Origin of the sequence: Streptomyces sp. N50 (assembly GCF_033335955.1) — a bacterium.
Taxonomy (GTDB): domain Bacteria; phylum Actinomycetota; class Actinomycetes; order Streptomycetales; family Streptomycetaceae; genus Streptomyces.
The window spans coordinates 1239193-1259517 of the sequence record NZ_CP137549.1; the positions used below are offsets into that span (position 1 = coordinate 1239193).

The 20325-nt window shown below is 69.8% G+C and carries 20 protein-coding genes; 1 reads left to right on the forward strand and 19 read right to left on the reverse strand.

Going from position 1 to position 20325, the window contains the following annotated elements; genetic code table 11:
* Positions 1-80 precede the first annotated feature (80 nt).
* The 12 genes from coaBC to pyrR all read right to left on the reverse strand — a co-directional run bounded on the left by coaBC (position 81) and on the right by pyrR (position 12958).
* Complete coding sequence (gene coaBC, locus R2B38_RS05110; RefSeq protein ID WP_318015161.1) at positions 81-1283, reverse strand: bifunctional phosphopantothenoylcysteine decarboxylase/phosphopantothenate--cysteine ligase CoaBC; 1203 nt, start codon at positions 1281-1283, stop codon at positions 81-83.
* 130 nt (positions 1284-1413) lie between these two features.
* On the reverse strand, positions 1414-1686 hold the full coding sequence (gene rpoZ, locus R2B38_RS05115) for a DNA-directed RNA polymerase subunit omega (protein WP_019059732.1): 273 nt from the start codon (positions 1684-1686) through the stop codon (positions 1414-1416).
* Positions 1687-1726: 40 nt separating this feature from the next.
* Positions 1727-2320 carry a guanylate kinase gene (gene gmk, locus R2B38_RS05120; RefSeq protein WP_078652511.1) on the reverse strand — a complete coding sequence of 198 codons (594 nt, stop codon included), beginning with the start codon at positions 2318-2320 and terminating at the stop codon, positions 1727-1729.
* 59 nt (positions 2321-2379) lie between these two features.
* Positions 2380-2703, reverse strand: a complete 324-nt coding sequence (locus R2B38_RS05125; protein ID WP_019059734.1) for an integration host factor — start codon at positions 2701-2703, stop codon at positions 2380-2382.
* A 289-nt stretch (positions 2704-2992) separates the two neighbouring features.
* The gene (pyrF, locus tag R2B38_RS05130) at positions 2993-3838 is read right to left on the reverse strand and encodes an orotidine-5'-phosphate decarboxylase (protein WP_318015162.1); all 846 of its coding nucleotides are present in this window, start codon (positions 3836-3838) and stop codon (positions 2993-2995) included.
* The gene (locus R2B38_RS05135; protein WP_318015163.1) at positions 3835-4944 is read right to left on the reverse strand and encodes a quinone-dependent dihydroorotate dehydrogenase; all 1110 of its coding nucleotides are present in this window, start codon (positions 4942-4944) and stop codon (positions 3835-3837) included. Before R2B38_RS05135 ends, pyrF begins: the two co-directional genes overlap by 4 nt.
* Positions 4945-4996: 52 nt before the next feature.
* Positions 4997-8305 (reverse strand): carbamoyl-phosphate synthase large subunit, encoded by a 3309-nt coding sequence (gene carB, locus R2B38_RS05140; protein ID WP_318015164.1) that lies wholly within the window; start codon positions 8303-8305, stop codon positions 4997-4999.
* A complete protein-coding gene (gene carA, locus R2B38_RS05145) occupies positions 8298-9440 on the reverse strand; it encodes a glutamine-hydrolyzing carbamoyl-phosphate synthase small subunit (protein ID WP_318015165.1) in 1143 nt (380 codons plus the stop codon). Before carA ends, carB begins: the two co-directional genes overlap by 8 nt.
* The gene (locus R2B38_RS05150; protein WP_318015166.1) at positions 9437-10021 is read right to left on the reverse strand and encodes a hypothetical protein; all 585 of its coding nucleotides are present in this window, start codon (positions 10019-10021) and stop codon (positions 9437-9439) included. Before R2B38_RS05150 ends, carA begins: the two co-directional genes overlap by 4 nt.
* Entirely contained in the window at positions 10018-11304 is a 1287-nt protein-coding gene (locus R2B38_RS05155) for a dihydroorotase (protein WP_318015167.1), read from the reverse strand. Before R2B38_RS05155 ends, R2B38_RS05150 begins: the two co-directional genes overlap by 4 nt.
* Before the next feature lie 5 nt (positions 11305-11309).
* Positions 11310-12287 (reverse strand): aspartate carbamoyltransferase catalytic subunit, encoded by a 978-nt coding sequence (locus R2B38_RS05160; protein WP_318015168.1) that lies wholly within the window; start codon positions 12285-12287, stop codon positions 11310-11312.
* 89 nt (positions 12288-12376) lie between these two features.
* Positions 12377-12958 carry a bifunctional pyr operon transcriptional regulator/uracil phosphoribosyltransferase PyrR gene (gene pyrR / locus R2B38_RS05165; RefSeq protein WP_318015169.1) on the reverse strand — a complete coding sequence of 194 codons (582 nt, stop codon included), beginning with the start codon at positions 12956-12958 and terminating at the stop codon, positions 12377-12379.
* A gap of 252 nt (positions 12959-13210) precedes the next feature.
* Here pyrR and bldD point away from each other — a divergent pair, with 252 nt between their 5' ends.
* Positions 13211-13711 carry a transcriptional regulator BldD gene (gene bldD / locus R2B38_RS05170; RefSeq protein WP_019059743.1) on the forward strand — a complete coding sequence of 167 codons (501 nt, stop codon included), beginning with the start codon at positions 13211-13213 and terminating at the stop codon, positions 13709-13711.
* 223 nt (positions 13712-13934) lie between these two features.
* On the opposite strand, the gene nusB is transcribed toward bldD, so the two are convergent.
* The 7 genes from nusB to aroC all read right to left on the reverse strand — a co-directional run bounded on the left by nusB (position 13935) and on the right by aroC (position 20049).
* Positions 13935-14369, reverse strand: a complete 435-nt coding sequence (nusB, locus tag R2B38_RS05175) for a transcription antitermination factor NusB (protein WP_019066395.1) — start codon at positions 14367-14369, stop codon at positions 13935-13937.
* Between the two features lie 2 nt (positions 14370-14371).
* Positions 14372-14938, reverse strand: coding sequence for an elongation factor P (efp, locus tag R2B38_RS05180; protein WP_019059745.1), 567 nt, complete (start codon positions 14936-14938; stop codon positions 14372-14374).
* A gap of 61 nt (positions 14939-14999) precedes the next feature.
* Positions 15000-16106 (reverse strand): aminopeptidase P family protein, encoded by a 1107-nt coding sequence (locus R2B38_RS05185; protein WP_318015170.1) that lies wholly within the window; start codon positions 16104-16106, stop codon positions 15000-15002.
* 151 nt (positions 16107-16257) lie between these two features.
* Positions 16258-17097 carry a Pro-rich N-terminal domain-containing protein gene (locus R2B38_RS05190; RefSeq protein WP_318015171.1) on the reverse strand — a complete coding sequence of 280 codons (840 nt, stop codon included), beginning with the start codon at positions 17095-17097 and terminating at the stop codon, positions 16258-16260.
* Positions 17098-17261: 164 nt separating this feature from the next.
* Entirely contained in the window at positions 17262-18353 is a 1092-nt protein-coding gene (aroB, locus tag R2B38_RS05195; RefSeq protein WP_318015172.1) for a 3-dehydroquinate synthase, read from the reverse strand.
* The gene (locus tag R2B38_RS05200; protein WP_318015173.1) at positions 18350-18868 is read right to left on the reverse strand and encodes a shikimate kinase; all 519 of its coding nucleotides are present in this window, start codon (positions 18866-18868) and stop codon (positions 18350-18352) included. Before R2B38_RS05200 ends, aroB begins: the two co-directional genes overlap by 4 nt.
* Positions 18865-20049, reverse strand: a complete 1185-nt coding sequence (gene aroC / locus R2B38_RS05205) for a chorismate synthase (protein ID WP_033282281.1) — start codon at positions 20047-20049, stop codon at positions 18865-18867. Before aroC ends, R2B38_RS05200 begins: the two co-directional genes overlap by 4 nt.
* Positions 20050-20325 lie beyond the last annotated feature (276 nt).

Here is a 20325-nt window from a genome sequence, read left to right on the forward strand (position 1 = left end):
GGTGCCGTTGGCCAGAGCCGCCACGCACCAATGTCAGGTTTCGGCGAACTGACAGACGACTGACAGACGGCTGAAACAAATCAGGAGAGACGGTGTACGACCAGGTCCCACACGATCTCTGCCAGGGCTTCCTTCGGACCGTACGGAACGGCGGTCTCGCTTCCGTCGACGCCCAGTACAACCGCCTCGTTCTCCTCGGAACCGAAGGTCTTGCGCTCCCCCACCTCGTTCACCACCAGCAGATCGCACCCCTTTCGAGCCAGTTTGGTACGGCCGTTGGCGAGGACGTCGTCCGTCTCGGCGGCGAACCCGACGACCACCTGTCCGGGGCGGGCGCGGTCGGCGGAGATCTCCGCGAGGATGTCCGGATTCCGCACCAGGACGATGGGGTCGGGTTCCTTGTCGTCCTTCTTCTTGATCTTCCCGGTCGCGTACTCGGCCGGCCGGAAGTCCGCGACCGCCGCGGCCATGACGACCGCGTCCGCGTCCGCGGCGGCCTTCAGCACCGCCTCCCGCAGCTGTACGGCGGTCCCGACCGGGACGACGTCCACGCCCGCCGGGTCCGGCAGCCCCGTGTTCGCGGCGATCAGCGTGACCCGGGCGCCCCGGGCGGCGGCGGTGCGCGCGAGGGCGTAACCCTGCTTGCCGGAGGAGCGGTTGCCGAGGAAGCGGACCGGGTCGAGGGGCTCGCGGGTGCCGCCGGCGCTGACGACGACGTGCTGGCCCGTGAGGTCGGGCTCGGTGACGCCCCGCGCGAGCACCCTGCGGCAGACCTCGAAGATCTCGGTGGGATCGGGCAGCCGCCCCTTGCCGGTGTCGACGCCGGTCAGCCGGCCGACGGCGGGCTCGATCACGACGGCGCCGCGGCGGCGCAGTGTCGCCACGTTCTCCTGGGTGGCCGGGTGTTCCCACATCTCCGTGTGCATGGCGGGCGCGAAGACGACCGGACAGCGGGCGGTGAGAAGGGTGTTGGTGAGGAGGTCGTCGGCGAGGCCGTGGGCCGCCTTCGCCAGCATGTCGGCCGTCGCCGGTGCCACGACCACCAGGTCGGCGCTCTGGCCGATGCGCACGTGCGGGACCTCGTGGACGTCGTCCCACACCTCGGTCGAGACGGGGTGCCCGGAGAGCGCGGACCAGGTGGCCGCGCCGACGAAGTGCAGGGCGGACGCGGTGGGGACGACACGGACGTCATGGCCCGACTCCGTCAGTCTGCGCAGCAGCTCACAGGCCTTGTACGCGGCGATGCCACCGCTGACCCCCAGAACGACCTTGGGCTTGTCCACCGTCTCTCCCCGAGTTCGGAAACGTTCGCGCGGCTCGTGCGACCCGTACGACTCCATGACACACCACAGGCCCGACAGTCGCTGCCGGGCCTGTGGATAAAGCTGAGCCTGTGGATAGAGCTGCTGCGGCTCAGGTCGCGGGGCCCTCGACGGCCTCGGACGTCAGCAGACCCGCGTTGATCTCGCGCAGGGCGATGGAGAGCGGCTTCTCGTGGACGTGGGTGTCGACGAGCGGACCGACGTACTCGAGGAGGCCCTCGCCGAGCTGCGAGTAGTACGCGTTGATCTGACGGGCACGCTTGGCGGCGTAGATCACGAGGCTGTACTTCGAGTCAGTGGCCTCGAGGAGCTCGTCGATCGGAGGGTTGATGATGCCCTCGGGAGCGGTGATGGAAGAGGACACGCTCTGCCTTCCGAAAGATGGGATGAGATCGGAAAAACGATCACACAACTTCCATCAAGGCTAGCAGCTCGCGCGCTACGTCCTCGACGGAGGTGTTGACCAGGGTCGCGTCGAACTCGGGCTCCGCCGCGAGCTCGATCTTGGCCGCGTCCAGGCGGCGCTCGATCACCTCGGGCGGCTCGGTGCCCCGTCCGGTGAGCCTGCGCACCAGCTCCTCCCAGGACGGAGGAGCCAGGAACACCGAGTGCGCCTCGGCCATGGACTCGCGGACCTGCCGGGCGCCCTGGAGGTCGATCTCCAGGAGGACCGGTACGCCGGACTCCAGATGTTCGAGAACGGCCGTACGCGGTGTGCCGTAGCGGTTGCCCGCGAACTCGGCCCACTCCAGCAGCTCGCCGTTGGCGATCAGCTTGTCCATCTCCTCGTCGGAGACGAAGAAGTAGTGGACGCCGTGCTTCTCGCCGGGGCGCGGCCTGCGGGTCGTCGCCGACACCGAGAGCCACACCTCGGGGTGTTCCTTGCGCATATGGGCGACGACCGTGCTCTTGCCGACCCCAGAGGGGCCGGAGAGCACGGTCAGCCGCGGACGTACGTCCGGGGGCTCGGGGGTCGTCCCCCGGAATGTTGCAGCCATGCAGCGATTATTCCAGCAATCCCGGTGTGCCCGGGACTCCCGGTCCGGAGTACCCGGACTCAGGAACCAGTGCTGCCGAACTCACGCTCCAGGGAGGCGATCTGGTTGGAACCAAGGCCACGGACACGGCGGCTCTCGGAGATACCGAGTCGCTCCATGATCTGCTTGGCGCGGACCTTGCCCACGCCGGGCAGGGACTCAAGCAGGGCGGAGACCTTCATCTTGCCGATGACGTCGTTCTCCTGGCCCTGCTTGATGACGTCATGCAGGGAGGCGCCGGAGTGCTTGAGTCGATTCTTGACCTCGGCCCGCTCCCGGCGAGCCGCGGCGGCCTTTTCGAGCGCGGCTGCGCGCTGTTCAGGGGTAAGGGGCGGAAGAGCCACGCCTACGTCACCTCGGATGTCGAACTGTCGGATACGGACCGGTGAGGAACCTAGTCGCCCCACACCTGGGGAGCTACGAGCAACACGCTTGCCCGTTGACTCTGCTCGGAGACTAGCGGCCAGGGACGCCGGAGTCAGCGAGAACAGAGGAAAAGTCCTGGTCAGCCTGCGCCAGGCCGGACATTTCCGGCAAAACGCCCCTGATTTGAGGATGTATTCAGACTCAAGTCGCTCCGGAGTCGCCCGTCGAGCCACTCATCGGAGGACTCGATCGACCCGTTCGAACACCTCAGACGGTCGCAAAGGCGACGCGAATGTCCTCCGCGAAGCCTTCCGAAGCCGCTCGGAGGGCTCCCACATCGGGACCGTGACGTAGAACACTCCGGCTCACGTTCGGGACGACATTGCGCAGCACCGCTCCGAAGACCCCGGGAAGATCGGCCGGAGTGGCCCCCTGCGCTCCGATGCCGGGCGCGAGGATCGGACCGTTGACCGCGAGGTCGTACGACGACAGATCGCCCAGCGTGGCGCCGACGACGGCCCCGAAGGAGCCCAGCGGGGTCTCCCCCGCGTTCTCGGCGGCCAGGTGGGCCAGCATGGTCGCTCCGACGTTCCGGCCGTCCGCGCGGAGCGCGTGCTGCACCTCGCCGCCCTCCGGGTTGGAGGTCAGCGCGAGCACGAAGAGGCCCGCGCCGCTCTCCCGCGCCAGTTCGATCGCCGGGGCGAGCGAGCCGTAGCCGAGATACGGGGAGACGGTCAGCGCGTCGGAGAAGAGCGGGGAGTCCTTCCGGAGGAAGGACTCGGCGTACGCGGCCATGGTCGAGCCGATGTCGCCGCGCTTGGCGTCCATCACGACCAGCGCGCCGGCCGCCCGTGCCTCCTCGACGGACTTCTCCAGGACGGCGATCCCGCGCGAGCCGAAGCGCTCGAAGAAGGCGCTCTGCGGCTTGAGGACGGCGACCCGGTCGGCGAGTGCCTCGACGACCGTGCGGCTGAACCGCTCCAGCCCCGCCACGTCGTCGTTCAGGCCCCAGTCCGCGAGCAGCGAGGCGTGCGGGTCGATGCCGACGCAGAGGGGACCGCGTTCGTCCATGGCGCGGCGGAGACGTGCGCCGAAGGGTTCCAGGGGGCTCATACCGGCTGCTTCCTTACGTCGGCGCCGACCGCGTCGGCGAGGGTGGCGTACGGGCTCGTGCGCAGGCGTGCGGCGAGGCCCTTGTGGATCGCGCGGCCCCAGAAGGGCCCTTCGTAGATGAAGGCGCTGTAGCCCTGCACGAGGGTGGCGCCGGCGAGGATGCGCTGCCAGGCGTCCTCCGCGTTCTCGATACCGCCGACGCCCACCAGGGTGATGCGGTCGCCCACGCGCGCGTAGAGGCGGCGCAGTACCTCCAGGGAGCGGGACTTCAGGGGCGCTCCCGACAGTCCGCCGGTCTCCTTGACGAGTTCGGGTTCGGATGTCAGACCGAGGCCCTCGCGCGCGATGGTCGTGTTCGTCGCGATGATGCCGTCCAGGCCCAGCTCCACGGCGAGGTCGGCGACCGCGTCCACGTCCTCGTCGGCGAGGTCCGGGGCGATCTTCACCAGGAGCGGGACGCGGCGGTCGGTCACCGCGCGGTCGGCGGCTTCACGCACGGCGGTCAGCAGCGGGCGCAGTGCCTCGGTCGCCTGGAGGTTGCGCAGCCCGGGCGTGTTGGGCGACGACACGTTGACGACGAGATAGTCGGCGTGCCGGGCGAGCCGCTCGGTCGACTTCACGTAGTCGCCGACGGCCTCCTCCTCGGGGACGACCTTGGTCTTGCCGATGTTGACGCCGACGACGGTCCTGAAGACCGCCTCACGAGCCTCCAGGCGGGCCGCCACGGCCGCGGAGCCCTCGTTGTTGAAGCCCATGCGGTTGATCAGCGCCCGGTCCGGCACAAGGCGGAACAGCCGCTTCTTGGGGTTGCCGGGCTGCGGCTCCCCCGTGACCGTGCCGATCTCGACGTGGTCGAAGCCGAGCATCGACATGCCGTCGATCGCGACCGCGTTCTTGTCGAAGCCCGCCGCGAGCCCGAACGGGCCGTGCATCCGCAGCCCGAAGGCCTCCGTCCGCAGCTCCTCGAACCGGGGCGCGAGAGCGGCCGCGACGAACGTGCGCAGCACGGGGATGCGGACCGCGAGCCGGATCCAGCGGAAGGCGAGGTGATGGGCCTGCTCCGGGTCCATCCGTTTGAAGACGAGGTTGAAGAAGATCTTGTACATGGTGTCCTCATGGAGGAGGGGGACACCGTTTCCGGTGTCCCCCTCAAGGCTGCTAGTCGCGGGCCGCGGTCAAGTGCTGTGCGTGTTCCTGGAGTGAACGCACGCCCACGTCACCGTGGTTGAGGGCGTCGATGCCCTGGACGGCGGCGGCGAGCGCCTGGACCGTCGTGAGGCAGGGCACGGACCGCGCCACGGCGGCGGTGCGGATCTCGTAGCCGTCGAGGCGGCCGCCGGTGCCGTAGGGGGTGTTGACGATGAGGTCGACCTCGCCGTCGTGGATGAGCTGGACGATGGTCTTCTCGCCGTTCGGGCCGACGCCCTCGGACTGCTTGCGGACGACCGTGGCGTTGAGGCCGTTGCGCCTGAGGACCTCGGCGGTGCCGGAGGTGGCGAGCAACTCGAAGCCGTGGGCGACCAGTTCGCGTGCCGGGAAGATCATCGAGCGCTTGTCGCGGTTGGCGACCGAGATGAACGCGCGGCCCTTGGTGGGCAGCGGGCCGTAGGCGCCCGCCTGGGACTTGGCGTACGCCGTGCCGAAGACGGAGTCGATGCCCATGACCTCGCCGGTGGAGCGCATCTCCGGGCCCAGCACCGTGTCGACGCCGCGGCCGTGGATGTCGCGGAAGCGCGACCACGGCATGACGGCCTCCTTGACGGAGATCGGCGCGTCCAGCGGGAGTTCACCGCCGTCGCCGTGGGCCGGGAGCAGCCCCTCGGCGCGCAGTTCGGCGACGGTCGCGCCCAGCGAGATGCGGGCGGCGGCCTTCGCGAGCGGCACCGCGGTCGCCTTCGAGGTGAAGGGGACCGTACGGGACGCGCGCGGGTTGGCCTCCAGGACGTAGAGGATGTCGCCGGCCATCGCGAACTGGATGTTGATCAGTCCGCGGACGCCGACACCCTTGGCGATGGCTTCGGTCGACGTCCGCAGGCGCTTGATGTCGAAGCCGCCCAGGGTGATCGGCGGCAGGGCGCAGGCCGAGTCGCCGGAGTGGATGCCGGCCTCCTCGATGTGCTCCATGACGCCGCCGAGGTACAGCTCGTGGCCGTCGTAGAGGGCGTCCACGTCGATCTCGATGGCGTCGTCCAGGAAGCGGTCGACCAGGACCGGCCGCGAGGGGCTGATCTCCGTGGACTCGGCGATGTACGACTCCAGGCGGGTCTCGTCGTAGACGATCTCCATGCCGCGGCCACCGAGGACGTACGACGGGCGGACGAGGACCGGGTAGCCGATCTCGTCGGCGATCGCCTTGGCGCCGACGAAGGTGGTCGCCGTGCCGTGCTTGGGGGCCGGGAGGCCCGCCTCGGCGAGGACCTGGCCGAAGGCGCCGCGGTCCTCGGCGGCGTGGATCGCCTCGGGCGAAGTACCCACGACCGGCACGCCGTTGTCCTTCAGTGCCTGCGCCAGGCCCAGCGGTGTCTGGCCGCCGAGCTGAACGATGACGCCCGCGACGGGACCGGCCTGCTGCTCGGCGTGGACGATCTCCAGCACGTCTTCCAGCGTGAGCGGCTCGAAGTACAGGCGGTCGGAGGTGTCGTAGTCCGTCGAGACGGTCTCGGGGTTGCAGTTGACCATCACGGTCTCGTAGCCCGCGTCGCTGAGCGCGAAGGAGGCGTGGACGCAGGAGTAGTCGAACTCGATGCCCTGGCCGATGCGGTTGGGGCCCGACCCCAGGATGATGACCGCGGGCTTCTCACGCGGGGCGACCTCGTTCTCCTCGTCGTAGGACGAGTAGAAGTACGGCGTCTTCGCGGCGAACTCGGCGGCGCAGGTGTCGACCGTCTTGTAGACCGGGCGGATGCCGAGCGCGTGCCGGACCTCGCGGACGACGTCCTCGCGCAGGCCGCGGATCTCACCGATCTGCTGGTCGGAGAAGCCGTGCCGCTTGGCCTCGGCGAGCAACTCCGGGTCCAGCTTGGCGGCGGCGGCCAGCTCGTCGGCGATCTCCTTGATGAGGAAGAGCTGGTCGACGAACCAGGGGTCGATCTTCGTGTACTCGAAGACCTCCTCCTGGGTGGCGCCCGCGCGGATGGCCTGCATGACGGTGTTGATCCGGCCGTCGGTGGGCCGTACGGCCTCCTCCAGGAGCTGGACCTTGTCGCCGGGCTCGCCGACGAACGTGAACTGGCTGCCCTTCTTCTCCAGGGAGCGCAGCGCCTTCTGGAAGGCCTCGGTGAAGTTGCGGCCGATGGCCATGGCCTCGCCGACCGACTTCATGGTGGTCGTGAGGGTGGAGTCGGCGCTCGGGAACTTCTCGAAGGCGAAACGCGGGGCCTTCACTACGACGTAGTCGAGGGTCGGCTCGAAGGAGGCCGGGGTCTCGCGCGTGATGTCGTTCGGGATCTCGTCGAGGGTGTAGCCGACGGCCAGCTTGGCGGCGATCTTGGCGATCGGGAAGCCGGTCGCCTTGGAGGCCAGCGCCGAGGAACGCGACACGCGCGGGTTCATCTCGATGACGATGACGCGGCCGTCGACCGGGTCGATCGCGAACTGGATGTTGCAGCCGCCGGTGTCGACACCGACCTCGCGGATGATCGCGATGCCCACGTCGCGCAGCACCTGGTACTCGCGGTCGGTCAGCGTCATCGCCGGGGCGACGGTGATCGAGTCACCGGTGTGCACGCCCATGGGGTCGAAGTTCTCGATGGAGCAGACGACCACGACGTTGTCGTTCTTGTCGCGCATCAGCTCCAGCTCGTACTCCTTCCAGCCGAGGATGGACTCCTCCAGGAGGACCTCGGTGGTCGGAGACAGCGTGAGGCCCTGGCCGGCGATGCGGCGCAGCTCCTCCTCGTCGTGCGCGAAACCGGAACCGGCGCCGCCCATGGTGAAGGAGGGGCGGACGACGACCGGGTAGCCGCCGAGCGTGTCGACACCGGCGATCACGTCGTCCATGGAGTGACAGATGACCGAGCGGGCGGACTCGCCGTAGCCGATCTTCCGGCGGACGGCCTCGACGACGCCCTTGAAGAGGTCGCGGTCCTCGCCCTTGTTGATCGCCTCGACGTTGGCGCCGATCAGCTCGACGCCGTACTTCTCCAGGGTGCCGGCCTCGTGCAGCGAGATGGCGGTGTTGAGCGCCGTCTGACCGCCCAGGGTGGGCAGAAGCGCGTCCGGGCGCTCCTTGGCGATGATCTTCTCGACGAAGTCCGGGGTGATCGGCTCGACGTAGGTGGCGTCGGCGATCTCCGGGTCGGTCATGATCGTCGCCGGGTTCGAGTTGACCAGGATGACGCGGATGCCCTCGGCGCGCAGGATGCGGCAGGCCTGGGTGCCGGAGTAGTCGAACTCGGCGGCCTGGCCGATGACGATCGGGCCGGAGCCGATGACCAGGACGGACTGGATATCGGTGCGCTTAGGCACGCTGGCCCTCCATCAAAGACGTGAAGCGGTCGAACAGGTAGGCGGCGTCGTGCGGGCCGGCCGCCGCCTCGGGGTGGTACTGGACGCTGAACGCCGGCCGGTCGAGCAGCCGCAGCCCCTCGACCACCTGGTCGTTCAGGCAGACGTGCGAGACCTCGGCGCGGCCGTACGGCGTGTCGGAGACCTTGTCGAGGGGCGCGTCGACGGCGAAGCCGTGGTTGTGCGCGGTGACCTCGACCTTGCCCGTCGTACGGTCCTGGACGGGCTGGTTGATGCCCCGGTGGCCGTACTTCAGCTTGTACGTGCCGAAGCCGAGCGCGCGGCCCAGGATCTGGTTGCCGAAGCAGATGCCGAAGAGCGGGGTGCCGCGCTCCAGGACGGCCCGCATGACGGCGACCGGGTGGTCGGCGGTGGCGGGGTCGCCCGGGCCGTTCGAGAAGAAGACCCCGTCGGGCTGGACGGCGTAGACGTCCTCGACGGTCGCGGTGGCCGGGAGCACGTGCACCTCGATGCCGCGCTCGGCCATGCGGTGCGGGGTCATGCCCTTGATGCCGAGGTCGACGGCGGCGACGGTGAACTTCTTCTCACCGATCGCGGGGACGACGTAGGTCTCCTTGGTGGCGACCTCGGCGGAGAGGTCGGCGCCCGTCATCTCGGGGGCCTGGCGCACCTCGGCGAGCATGGTGTCGTCGTCGGGCAGCGCGGGGCCGGAGAAGATGCCGACGCGCATGGCGCCGCGCTCGCGCAGATGGCGGGTCAACGCGCGCGTGTCGATGCCGGAGATCCCGACGACACCCTGGTTGCGCAGCTCCTCGTCGAGGGAGCGGCGGGAGCGCCAGTTGGACGGCACGCGCGCGGGGTCGCGCACCACGTAACCCGCGACCCAGATGCGGGCCGACTCGGGGTCCTCGTCGTTCACACCGGTGTTGCCGATGTGCGGGGCGGTCATCACGACGACCTGGCGGTGGTACGACGGGTCGGTCAGGGTCTCCTGGTAGCCGGTCATGCCGGTGGAGAACACGGCCTCGCCGAAGGTCACCCCCACGGACCCGTAGGCACGGCCGCGGAAGATCCGGCCGTCCTCCAGGACGAGTACGGCGGGAACCTTGGCGGCTCCCCTGGTGGAGGTGGTCATCGTGCGCCTTCCGTGTCGGTCGTCTCGAGACTCTTGTTGATCATGCTGTTCAGGGTGTCGACCCACTCGCCGTGCTCGGCCGCGGTGTCGGACCGGAACCCGGAGTCGATCAGCCGGTCGCCGTGCGCCCACGTCACGACCAGGAGACCGCCCTCGCTGAGGACCTTCCCGGCGATGCCCTTGCCGAGCAGGGCCTCGCGCAGCGCCCCGGCCGGGATGAAGAAGTCGGTGGCTCCCGGTCGTACGACATCCAGGCCGGCCTCCGTCAGGGTCAGCTCGACCCGGCTGCGGGTGCCCAGGCCGTGCGCCACGATGCGGTCGAGCCACTGCCCTGCGGTGGTTGAGCCGTGGTAACGACCGCTCATCGTCAGTTTCGCCGGACCGGGGTCGGACGGCGCGGTGGGAAGCTCCGGCACATCGCCCTGGAGCGTGCCGCGCCACTTCCAGCCCTCGCGCATCAGCCAGTAGACGAGCGCGATGAACAGGGCGAGGCCGACGAGCCAGCCGATACGGGCGGCCCAGTCGGTCACCGGGGCGGACTTCTCCCCGGCCGCGAGGTGGGTCAGTTCCAGAGGTGTCACGTGAGCTTCCCGTCGACGAGCGTGGCCTTGCCCCGGAGCCAGGTGTGCGTCACACGGCCCGGCAGCTCACGCCCCTCGTACGGGGTGTTGCGACTGCGCGAAGCGAAGCCCGCGGGGTCCACCGACCCACGGTATTCCGTGTCGACGAGCGTGAGGTTGGCGGGCTCACCAGCCGAGACGGGACGCCCGTGTCCGGTGGCCCGGCCGATCTCGGCGGGCTTGGCGGACATGCGCTCGGCGACCCCGGTCCAGGTGAGGAGCCCGGTGTCCACCATGGTCTCCTGCACCACTGACAACGCGGTCTCCAGGCCGACCATCCCCATGGCGGCGGCGGCCCACTCGCAGTCCTTGTCCTCGTGCGGGTGCGGGGCGTGGTCGGTGGCGACGATGTCGATCGTGCCGTCGGCGAGCGCCTCGCGCAGGGCCAGCACATCGCGCTCGGTGCGCAGCGGCGGGTTGACCTTGAACACCGGGTTGTAGGAGCGCACCAGTTCATCCGTGAGGAGGAGATGGTGCGGGGTGACCTCGGCGGTCACGTCGATGCCCCGGGACTTGGCCCAGCGGACGATCTCGACGGACCCGGCGGTCGACAGGTGGCAGATGTGGACGCGGGAACCGACGTGCTCGGCGAGCAGGACATCCCGGGCGATGATCGATTCTTCGGCCACCGCGGGCCAGCCCCCGAGCCCCAGCTCGGCCGAGACGACACCCTCGTTCATCTGGGCGCCCTCGGTCAGCCGCGGCTCCTGGGCGTGCTGGGCGACGACTCCCCCGAAGGCCTTCACGTACTCCAGCGCCCGGCGCATGATCACCGCGTCGTCGACGCACTTGCCGTCGTCGGAGAAGACGGTGACCCCGGCGGCCGACTCGTGCATGGCGCCCAGCTCGGCGAGCTTCTTGCCCTCCAGGCCGACCGTGACGGCACCGATGGGCTGGACATCGCAGTAGCCGTGCTCCTGGCCGAGCCGGTAGACCTGCTCGACGACACCGGCGGTGTCGGCGACCGGGAAGGTGTTGGCCATGGCGAACACGGCCGTGTAACCACCGCTGGCGGCGGCGCGGGTACCGGTCAGGACGGTCTCGGAGTCCTCACGGCCGGGCTCACGGAGGTGGGTGTGCAGGTCGACGAGACCGGGGAGGAGGACCTTCCCGTCGGCCTCGACGACTTCGGCGCCCTCGGCGCTGAGACCGACACCGACCTCGGCGATGGTCTCCCCGTCGATCAGGACGTCCTGCGGCTCGCCGCCGAGCACCTTCGCACCACGGATCAGGATCTTGCTCATGTGACTTACTTCTCCTCGATACGGGCGTGGCTGACGGCGGGTTCGTTGCCGCCCAGAAGCAGATAGAGCACGGCCATCCGGATGGACACTCCGTTTGCGACCTGCTCGACGACGGTGCAGCGGTCCGAGTCGGCGACCTCGGCGGTGATCTCCATGCCCCGGACCATCGGCCCCGGGTGCATCACGATGGCGTGCTCGGGCATCTTCGCCATCCGGTCGCCGTCGAGGCCGTAGCGCCGCGAGTACTCGCGCTCGGTCGGGAAGAACGCCGCGTTCATGCGCTCGCGCTGGACGCGCAGCAGCATCACCGCGTCGGACTTGGAGAGCGTGCTGTCGAGGTCGTACGAGACCTCGCAGGGCCATGCCTCGACGCCGACCGGCACCAGGGTCGGCGGGGCGACCAGGGTGACCTCGGCGCCGAGGGTGTGCAGCAGGTCGACGTTCGAGCGGGCGACCCGACTGTGCAGGATGTCACCGACGAGCGTGATCCGCTTGCCCTCCAGGTCCTGCCCGATCCCGGCGTCCCGGCCGACGAGCCGGCGCCGCATGGTGAACGCGTCCAGCAAGGCCTGCGTCGGGTGCTGGTGGGTGCCGTCACCGGCGTTGATGACGGCCGCGTCGATCCACCCGGAGGTGGCGAGCCGGTACGGCGCTCCGGAGGCACCGTGCCGGATGACGACCGCGTCGACGCCCATGGCCTCCAGGGTCTGCGCGGTGTCCTTCAGGGACTCGCCCTTGGAGACGCTCGACCCCTTGGCGGTGAAGTTGATGACGTCGGCGGAGAGGCGCTTCTCGGCGGCTTCGAACGAGATACGCGTGCGCGTGGAGTCCTCGAAGAAGAGGTTGACCACGGTACGGCCGCGCAGGGTCGGCAGTTTCTTGATCGGCCGGTCGGCGACCCTGGCCATCTCCTCGGCGGTGTCGAGGATCAGGACGGCGTCGTCGCGGGTGAGGTCGGCGGCCGAGATGAGATGACGCTGCATCTGTCAGGCTCCGTAAGGCAGTTCAGGTTTGGGGAGAATCCGGGCAGGCAGGGGCGGCGGCGCGTACGGCGGTGCCGTACGCGCGCGTGCTACTGCTGCTGCTCGCCCGAGGAGGTCCGCTTGGCACCGAGCAGCACGGTGTCGCGACCGTCCTCCTCGGCGAGCTGGACCTTGACCGTCTCCCGCAGCGACGTGGGGAGGTTCTTGCCGACGTAGTCGGCGCGGATGGGCAGTTCGCGGTGGCCTCTGTCGACCAGGACCGCGAGCTGCACCGCGCGAGGGCGCCCGATGTCGTTCAGGGCGTCGAGGGCGGCGCGGATGGTGCGGCCGGAGAAGAGCACGTCGTCGACCAGGACGACCAGGCGGCCGTCGATGCCGTCACCGGGGATGTCGGTGCGGGCCAGCGCGCGCGGCGGGTGCATGCGCAGGTCGTCGCGGTACATCGTGATGTCCAGAGAGCCGACCGGGATCTTGCGGTCGGTGATCTCCTCAAGCTTGGCGGCGAGCCGCTGGGCGAGGAAGACGCCCCGGGTCGGGATGCCGAGGAGCACGACGTCGTCGGCGCCCTTGGCGCGCTCGACGATCTCGTGGGCGATGCGGGTCAGGACCCGCGCGATGTCGGGGGCCTCGAGAACGGGCCGGGCATCGGACTCGTACTGCTGGGTGTCCATAAGAAACGGACCTCCTTCTCCGCCTCACGGGACGGACCTTAAAGGACGTCGGATTTGCGCCATCCACGGTAGCAGGCCGGGGCGACACCCCTGATCACCCCTATGGAGTAATCGGACACCGCTACCACGGAAGAGCCGGTGCGGACCATTCGGCTTGACGCGGCAGCGTAACGCTGCGTAACCTCACAGTGAGTTACCAGCCGCGCGGCGCGGAAACACTGCAGCCGCGTCGACACAGTGTCCGGGAGCTATATGTCCAGCGAATACGCCAAACAGCTCGGGGCCAAGCTCCGGGCCATCCGCACCCAGCAGGGCCTTTCCCTCCACGGTGTCGAGGAGAAGTCACAGGGACGCTGGAAGGCGGTCGTGGTCGGGTCGTACGAGCGCGGCGACCGTGCCGTGACCGTGCAGCGTCTCGCCGAGTTGGCTGACTTCTACGGGGTTCCGGTGCAGGAGCTGCTGCCGGGCACCACGCCGGGCGGGGCCGCCGAGCCGCCGCCGAAGCTGGTCCTGGACCTGGAGCGGCTGGCCCACGTGCCCGCCGAGAAGGCCGGCCCGCTCCAGCGCTACGCGGCGACGATCCAGTCCCAGCGCGGTGACTACAACGGCAAGGTGCTCTCGATCCGCCAGGACGACCTGCGCACACTCGCCGTCATCTACGACCAGTCGCCCTCGGTCCTCACCGAGCAGCTCATCAGCTGGGGCGTGCTGGACGCGGACGCACGTCGCGCGGTCTCCCACGAGGAGAACTGAGCGGCTCCCGCCGAGCCGCTTCCCGTCTCAGCAGAAACGTGCCGCCGGGGTGGCCGGAACTTCACCGTTCCGGCCACCCCGGCGGCTTTCTGCGGGCCTCAGGAGCCTCATGCGCACGGGAACGCCCTCATGCCTACGAAACCGCCTGCGGGAACGCCGGAGGGCCCGCAGCGGTCGTGCTGCGGGCCCTCCGGCGTTTCGCTCGCGTACTCGCGTCCTCTGCCTACGCCTCGTCCCGGCGCAGCGAGGGCTTCAGGTCCTTGAAACGGCCCAGCAGGCCGTTCACGAACGAGGGCGACTCGTCCGTCGAGAACTCCTTCGCCAGCTGCACCATCTCGTCGAGGACGACGGCGTCCGGCGTCTCGTCGGCCCAGATGAGCTCGTAGGCGCCGAGGCGCAGGATGTTGCGGTCCACCACGGGCATGCGGTCGAGCGTCCAGCCGACCGAGTACTGCGCGATCAGCTCGTCGATGCGGCGCGCGTGCTGCGCGTACCCCTCGACCAGCTCCATCGTGTACTCGCTGACCGGCGGCTGCCGGGTGTCGTCCCGGGAGAGCCGGATCCAGTCCGCGAGGACGGTCTGGACGCCGACACCGCGCTGGTCGCCCTCGAAGAGGATCTGGAAGGCGCGCTTGCGGGCCGTATTGCGGGCAGCCACGGTTAGCTGTTCACCCGGCCGAGGTAGTCGCTGGAGCGGGTGTCGACCTTGATCTTCTCACCGGTGGTGATGAAGAGCGGGACCTGGATCTGGTAGCCGGTCTCCAGGGTGGCGGGCTTGGTGCCACCGGTGGAGCGGTCGCCCTGGACGCCGGGCTCGGTCTCCTGGATGACGAGCTCGACGGCGGCCGGCAGCTCGACGAAGAGCACTTCGCCCTCGTGCTGCGCGACCGTGGCGGTGAAGCCCTCGATCAGGAAGTTGGCGGCGTCGCCGACGGCCTTGCGGTCGACCATGAGCTGGTCGTAGGTCTCCATGTCCATGAAGACGAAGTACTCGCCGTCCATGTACGAGAACTGCATGTCGCGCTTGTCGACAGTGGCCGTCTCGACCTTGACGCCGGCGTTGAACGTCTTGTCGACGACCTTGCCGGAGAGCACGTTCTTGAGCTTGGTGCGCACGAAGGCAGGGCCCTTGCCGGGCTTGACGTGCTGGAACTCGACGACGGACCAGAGCTGGCCCCCGTCGAGCTTGAGCACCAGGCCGTTCTTGAGGTCGTTCGTGGAAGCCACGGTTGCGGAATCTCCTGGACTGACGTGGACGACCACGGGACACGCGCACAGCTCGGAAAAGCTAGAGCGCGAGCAGCTCCTTGGTCGTGATGGTGAGTAGCTCGGGTCCGCCGTCCGCCTCAGGGCGTACGACGAGCGTGTCATCGATCCGGACACCGCCCCGGCCCGGGAGGTGAACCCCCGGTTCGACGGTGACCGGCACGCAAGCGTCCAGTTTACCCATGGCCGCGGGGGCCAGCTGCGGCTCCTCGTCGATTTCGAGCCCGACACCGTGGCCGGTGAGGGCTGCGAGGCCCTCCGAGTACCCCGCGGAGTCCAGCACCTGGCGGGCCGCGCGGTCCACATCGCGGTAGGCGGCGCCGGGGGTCAGGGACTCCCTCGCGGCCCTCTGGGCGGCGAAGACGAGGTCGTAGAGCTCGATCTGCCAGTCCGCGGGAGACGTCCCGATGACGAACGTACGGCCGATCTCACAGCGGTATCCGCGATAGGTGGCGCCGAGGCAGACGGAAAGGAAATCTCCTTCCTCGACCCGGCGGTCGGTCGGCCGGTGGCCGCGTCTGCCGGAGTGCGGGCCGGTGGCGACGGAGGTCGCGAAGGCGGGGCCGTCCGCGCCGTGGTCGACGAGCCGTCGCTCCAGTTCGAGGGCGAGGTGGCGTTCGGTGCGGCCGACGAGGATCGACTCCAGCAGCTCTCCGAGGGCCTGGTCGGCGATCTCGGCGGCGATTCTCAGACAGGAGATCTCCTCCTCGTCCTTGACGACCCGGAGCTGCTCGACCGCGCCGCCGATGTCGGTGAGGCGGAGCGTGGGGGCGACCGAGCGGAGGGCTCGGTGGCGGGCCACGGTGAGGTGGTGTTCTTCTACGGCCATGGATTCGGCGCCGTGCGCCGCCGCGAGGTCTGCCGCCGCTACGGCGGGGTCGCCGCCGGGGCCCTTGAGTTCGTGGATGCGGAGGGCCTCGTCGGGGCGGCCTTCGGTGGGGCGTTCGTCCAGCGGGTCCGCGCAGACCAGCATGTCCTCGCGCTTGCCCAGCAGCAGGACGGTGCCCTGTGGAACCGGGCCCGACAGGTAGCGCACGTTGGCTGGGTTGGTGACCAGCGCGGATTGGCTGCCGCCGGCTTGGGCTCGGTCCCTGAGCCTTGCTCGGCGGGCTGCGTAGACCTCTGACATGAGATGAGCGTAGGAGCGGTGGCTGGATTGTGCTGGTTGGGAGGGTGCCGTTCGGGGGACGGGGGTGGGCTTTTGGTGTTCGCCGGGTGCGCGCCGGTGGGGGCTGAGCGCGCAGTTCCCCGCGTCCCTTAGGGAATGACCCTCCCCTTGGCTACCAGCTCGGGGGGCTTGCTATGGAGCGTGCCAGGACGTCATCCAGTACCCGGGCCGTCTGCGGGACGTCCATCTGGGAGTTGTCGATGATCGGGAGGCCCGAGCCGTACCAGCCGGCCATGCGGCCGTGGATGCGGGCGACCTCCTCGTCGGTGAGGCGGCGGTTGCCGGAGCGTTCGGCGTTGCGTTCCAGGACGATTTCCAGGCCGGGGAGGAGGACGACGGGGAGGAGGCCGGGGCCCACGTGTCGTTTCCAGCCGCCGAGGCCCACGACCGGGCGGTCGGGGAAGACCGCGTCGTCGAGGATGCAGGAGATGCCGTTGGCGAGGAAGTTCCGGGCGGCGAAGCCGCAGGTGCGGCGGGCCAGGCGGTACTGGGCCTCGGAGTGGTCGTTCCAGCCGGACTGGGGGTCCGCGAAGCCGGAGCGGACCCATTCGCGGACGTCGTCGAGGCTGATGTGGGCGGTGGGGACCCGGCGGTGGTCCGCCCAGTACTTCGCGACGCTCGTCTTGCCCGCGCCGGCGGGGCCGATGAGCAGCACCGCGAGGGTCGTGGAGGTCGGGTCGGCCGCGGCCTGCGCCGGTGGCGCGCTGGGCATGGGGACGGGGCCGCCCGGCGGGAGCTGGACGTGGCCGGTGGTGTCCGGTGCGCGGCGCGGAACCGCGTGCGGCAGCGGCGGGGTGGGCGCGAAGCCCGGGGCCGGTGGCGGGGGCGGCACGGGTGCCGGGCCCGGATGGGGCGGTGGGCCCGAGTGCTGTCCGGCCGGGGACCAACCGGTGGTCGGTCCCTGCCCCGGCTGGTGGGGCGGCGGCAGCGGAGACCCCACTGCGTGCTGCATCCGGTGCCACTCCATCTCGTACGGCGATTGGCGCTGGCAGCGGGCCCGAACCCCCGCTCCCTACCGAACGGTACCTTCCCCGGCCGCCATTTGGTGAACGGCCAGGGAGGGGCCGAAGTGCCCATCCGCGCAAGGCAATTCGGGCGGAAGGGTCTTGGCGGTACTTACTCGCCCACTTCGCCGTACGCGGCGAGCAGGACGGCCGGGTCAGGACCCTCCAGGACGGTGGGCTTGGCGAGGCCGTCGAGGACGATGAAGCGGAGCATGTCGCCGCGCGACTTCTTGTCGACCTTCATGGTCTCCAGCAGCTTGGGCCACTGGTCGTAGCGGTAGCTGAGCGGCAGGCCGACCGATTCGAGGACCGTGCGGTGGCGGTCGGCCGTCGCGTCGTCCAACCGGCCCGCGAGACGGCCGAGTTCGGCCGCGAAGTGCATGCCTACGGCGACTGCGGCACCGTGCCGCCACTTGTAGCGCTCGTTCTTCTCGATGGCGTGCGCGAGGGTGTGGCCGTAGTTGAGGATCTCGCGCAGGCCCGACTCCTTGAGGTCGGCGGAGACGACCTCGGCCTTGACCTTGATGGAGCGTTCGATGAGCTCGGCGGTGTGCGGGCCTGCCGGGGTGCGGGCGGACTCCGGGTCGGACTCGATGAGTTCGAGGATCACCGGGTCGGCGATGAAGCCGGCCTTGATGATCTCGGCGAGCCCGGAGACGTAGTCGTTGACCGGGAGGGAGTCCAGCGCGGCGAGGTCGCAGAGCACACCGGCCGGCGGGTGGAAGGAGCCGACCAGGTTCTTGCCCTCGGCGGTGTTGATGCCGGTCTTGCCGCCGACGGCCGCGTCGACCATGGCGAGCACGGTCGTCGGTACGGCGATCCAGCGGACCCCGCGCAGCCAGGTCGCGGCGACGAAGCCGGCGAGGTCGGTGGTGGAGCCGCCGCCGACACCGACGATGACGTCGGAGCGGGTGAAGCCGGACTGGCCCAGCGCCTTCCAGCAGTAGGCGGCGACCTCGGCGGTCTTGGCCTCCTCCGCGTTCGGCACCTGGATGGCGACGGCCTCGAAGCCCTGCCCGGCCAGGTCGGCGCGCAGCGCCTCACCCGTCTCGTCGAGCGCCTCGGGGTGGATGATCGCGACCCGCTTGGCCCGGTCGCCGACCAACGCGCCCAGTTCGTCCAGGAGTTGACGGCCCACCAGGACCTCGTACGGGTCGCTGCCCGCCGTGCCGCCGACCTGGATCCGCGTCACTGACTCGCTCATGCTTCCTTCAACTCCAGTGCGTCCAGGACGGCTTGGGTGACGTCCTCGGGGGTGCGGCCGTCGGTCGGTACGACGGCCTGCGCGACCTCGGCGTACAAGTGCCGCCTGGCTTCCATCAGTTCGCGCCACTGCTTGCGCGGGTTGATCGCGAGCAGCGGGCGGGCCGCGTTGAGACCGGTGCGCTTGACCGCCTCGTCCACGTCCATCGAGAGGTAGACGACCCGGTGCCCCGCGAGCAGCGCACGCGTGTCCTCGTCGAGGATCGAGCCGCCGCCGAGCGCGAGGACGCCGTCGTGCCCGGCGAGTGCCTGGTACACGGCGCGCTTCTCGATCGCGCGGAAGACGGGCTCGCCCTCGTCCACGAAGATCTCGGCGATGCTGCGGCCCTCGGTGGCCACGATGTCGTCGTCGGTGTCCCGGTAGCCGACACCGAGCCGCTCGGCGAGCTGCTGCCCGACGGTGGACTTGCCGACACCCATGGGACCGACCAGGACGACGAGCGGGGTCGCGGTCACCGGATGGCCAGGTTCTCGAGGTACGAGCGGACATTACGGCGCGTCTCGGGCACCGAGTCGCCGCCGAACTTCTCCGCGACGGCGTCCGCGAGAACGAGGGCGACCATGGCCTCGGCGACGATCCCGGCGGCCGGCACCGCCGACACGTCGGAGCGCTGGTGATGTGCCTGCGTGGCCTCACCGGTGACGACGTCGACGGTCTGCAGGGCGCGCGGCACGGTCGCGATGGGCTTCATCGCGGCACGGACGCGCAGCAGCTCACCGGTGCTCAGCCCGCCCTCGGTACCACCGGAGCGCCCGGAGACCCGACGAATACCCTCATCGGTGTTGACGATCTCGTCGTGCGCCTGCGAACCGGGCACCCGGGCCAGCTCGAACCCGTCACCGATCTCGACGCCCTTGATCGCCTGGATACCCATGAGGGCACCGGCGAGGCGGGCGTCCAGCTTCCGGTCCCAGTGCACGTGCGACCCAAGACCGACAGGAACGCCGTAGGCAAGGATCTCGACGACCCCGCCGAGCGTGTCGCCGTCCTTGTGGGCCTGGTCGATCTCGGCGACCATCGCCTTCGACGCGTCGGCGTCCAGGCAGCGCACGGGATCGGCGTCCAGCTTCTCGACATCGGCCGGCGTGGGCAGGACACCCTGCGGCGCCTTGGCGGAAGCCAGCTCGACGACGTGCGAGACGATCTCGATCCCGGCCGTCTCCTTGATGTACGACCGCGCGACCGCGCCCAGTGCGACACGGGCCGCCGTCTCCCGCGCGGAGGCCCGCTCCAGGATCGGCCGGGCCTCGTCGAAGCCGTACTTCTGCATACCGGCGAGATCGGCGTGGCCGGGCCGCGGCCGGGTCAGCGGAGCGTTACGGGCGAGCCCGGCCAGGATCTCCGGATCGACCGGGTCGGCCGCCATGACCTGCTCCCACTTGGGCCACTCGGTGTTGCCCACCATGATGGCGACGGGCGAACCGAGGGTCAGGCCGTGCCGGACACCGCCGAGGAAGGTGACCTCGTCGCGCTCGAACTTCATGCGCGCACCGCGTCCATAGCCGAGCCGGCGCCGGGCCAGGTGGTCCGCCACCATGTCCGTGGTGATCGGCACACCGGCGGGAAGACCCTCCAGCGTCGCCACGAGTGCGGGACCGTGGGACTCCCCCGCGGTCAGCCAGCGCAACCTGCTCAACGGTGCTCCTCATGCTCGCGCCCTGGTACTGCTGCGTACGCGCGTCCTCGCATACGCCGGCGGCGCGACCGGGTGCGCGACCCTGGCCCGCCGCCCCCGATCCTCCCACGTCCGGGACGCGGACCTGGCCTACGGTCCAGGGGGCGGACGAGACGCGACCAAGCCGCTCGACGCTCCGGCGCGCACGATGTCTCCCGGATTCCGCAAGAGGTTCGTTCAACAATGCAGACACATCCGGCAAATTAATAGAAATAAGTACAGTGCACCACGATCGAC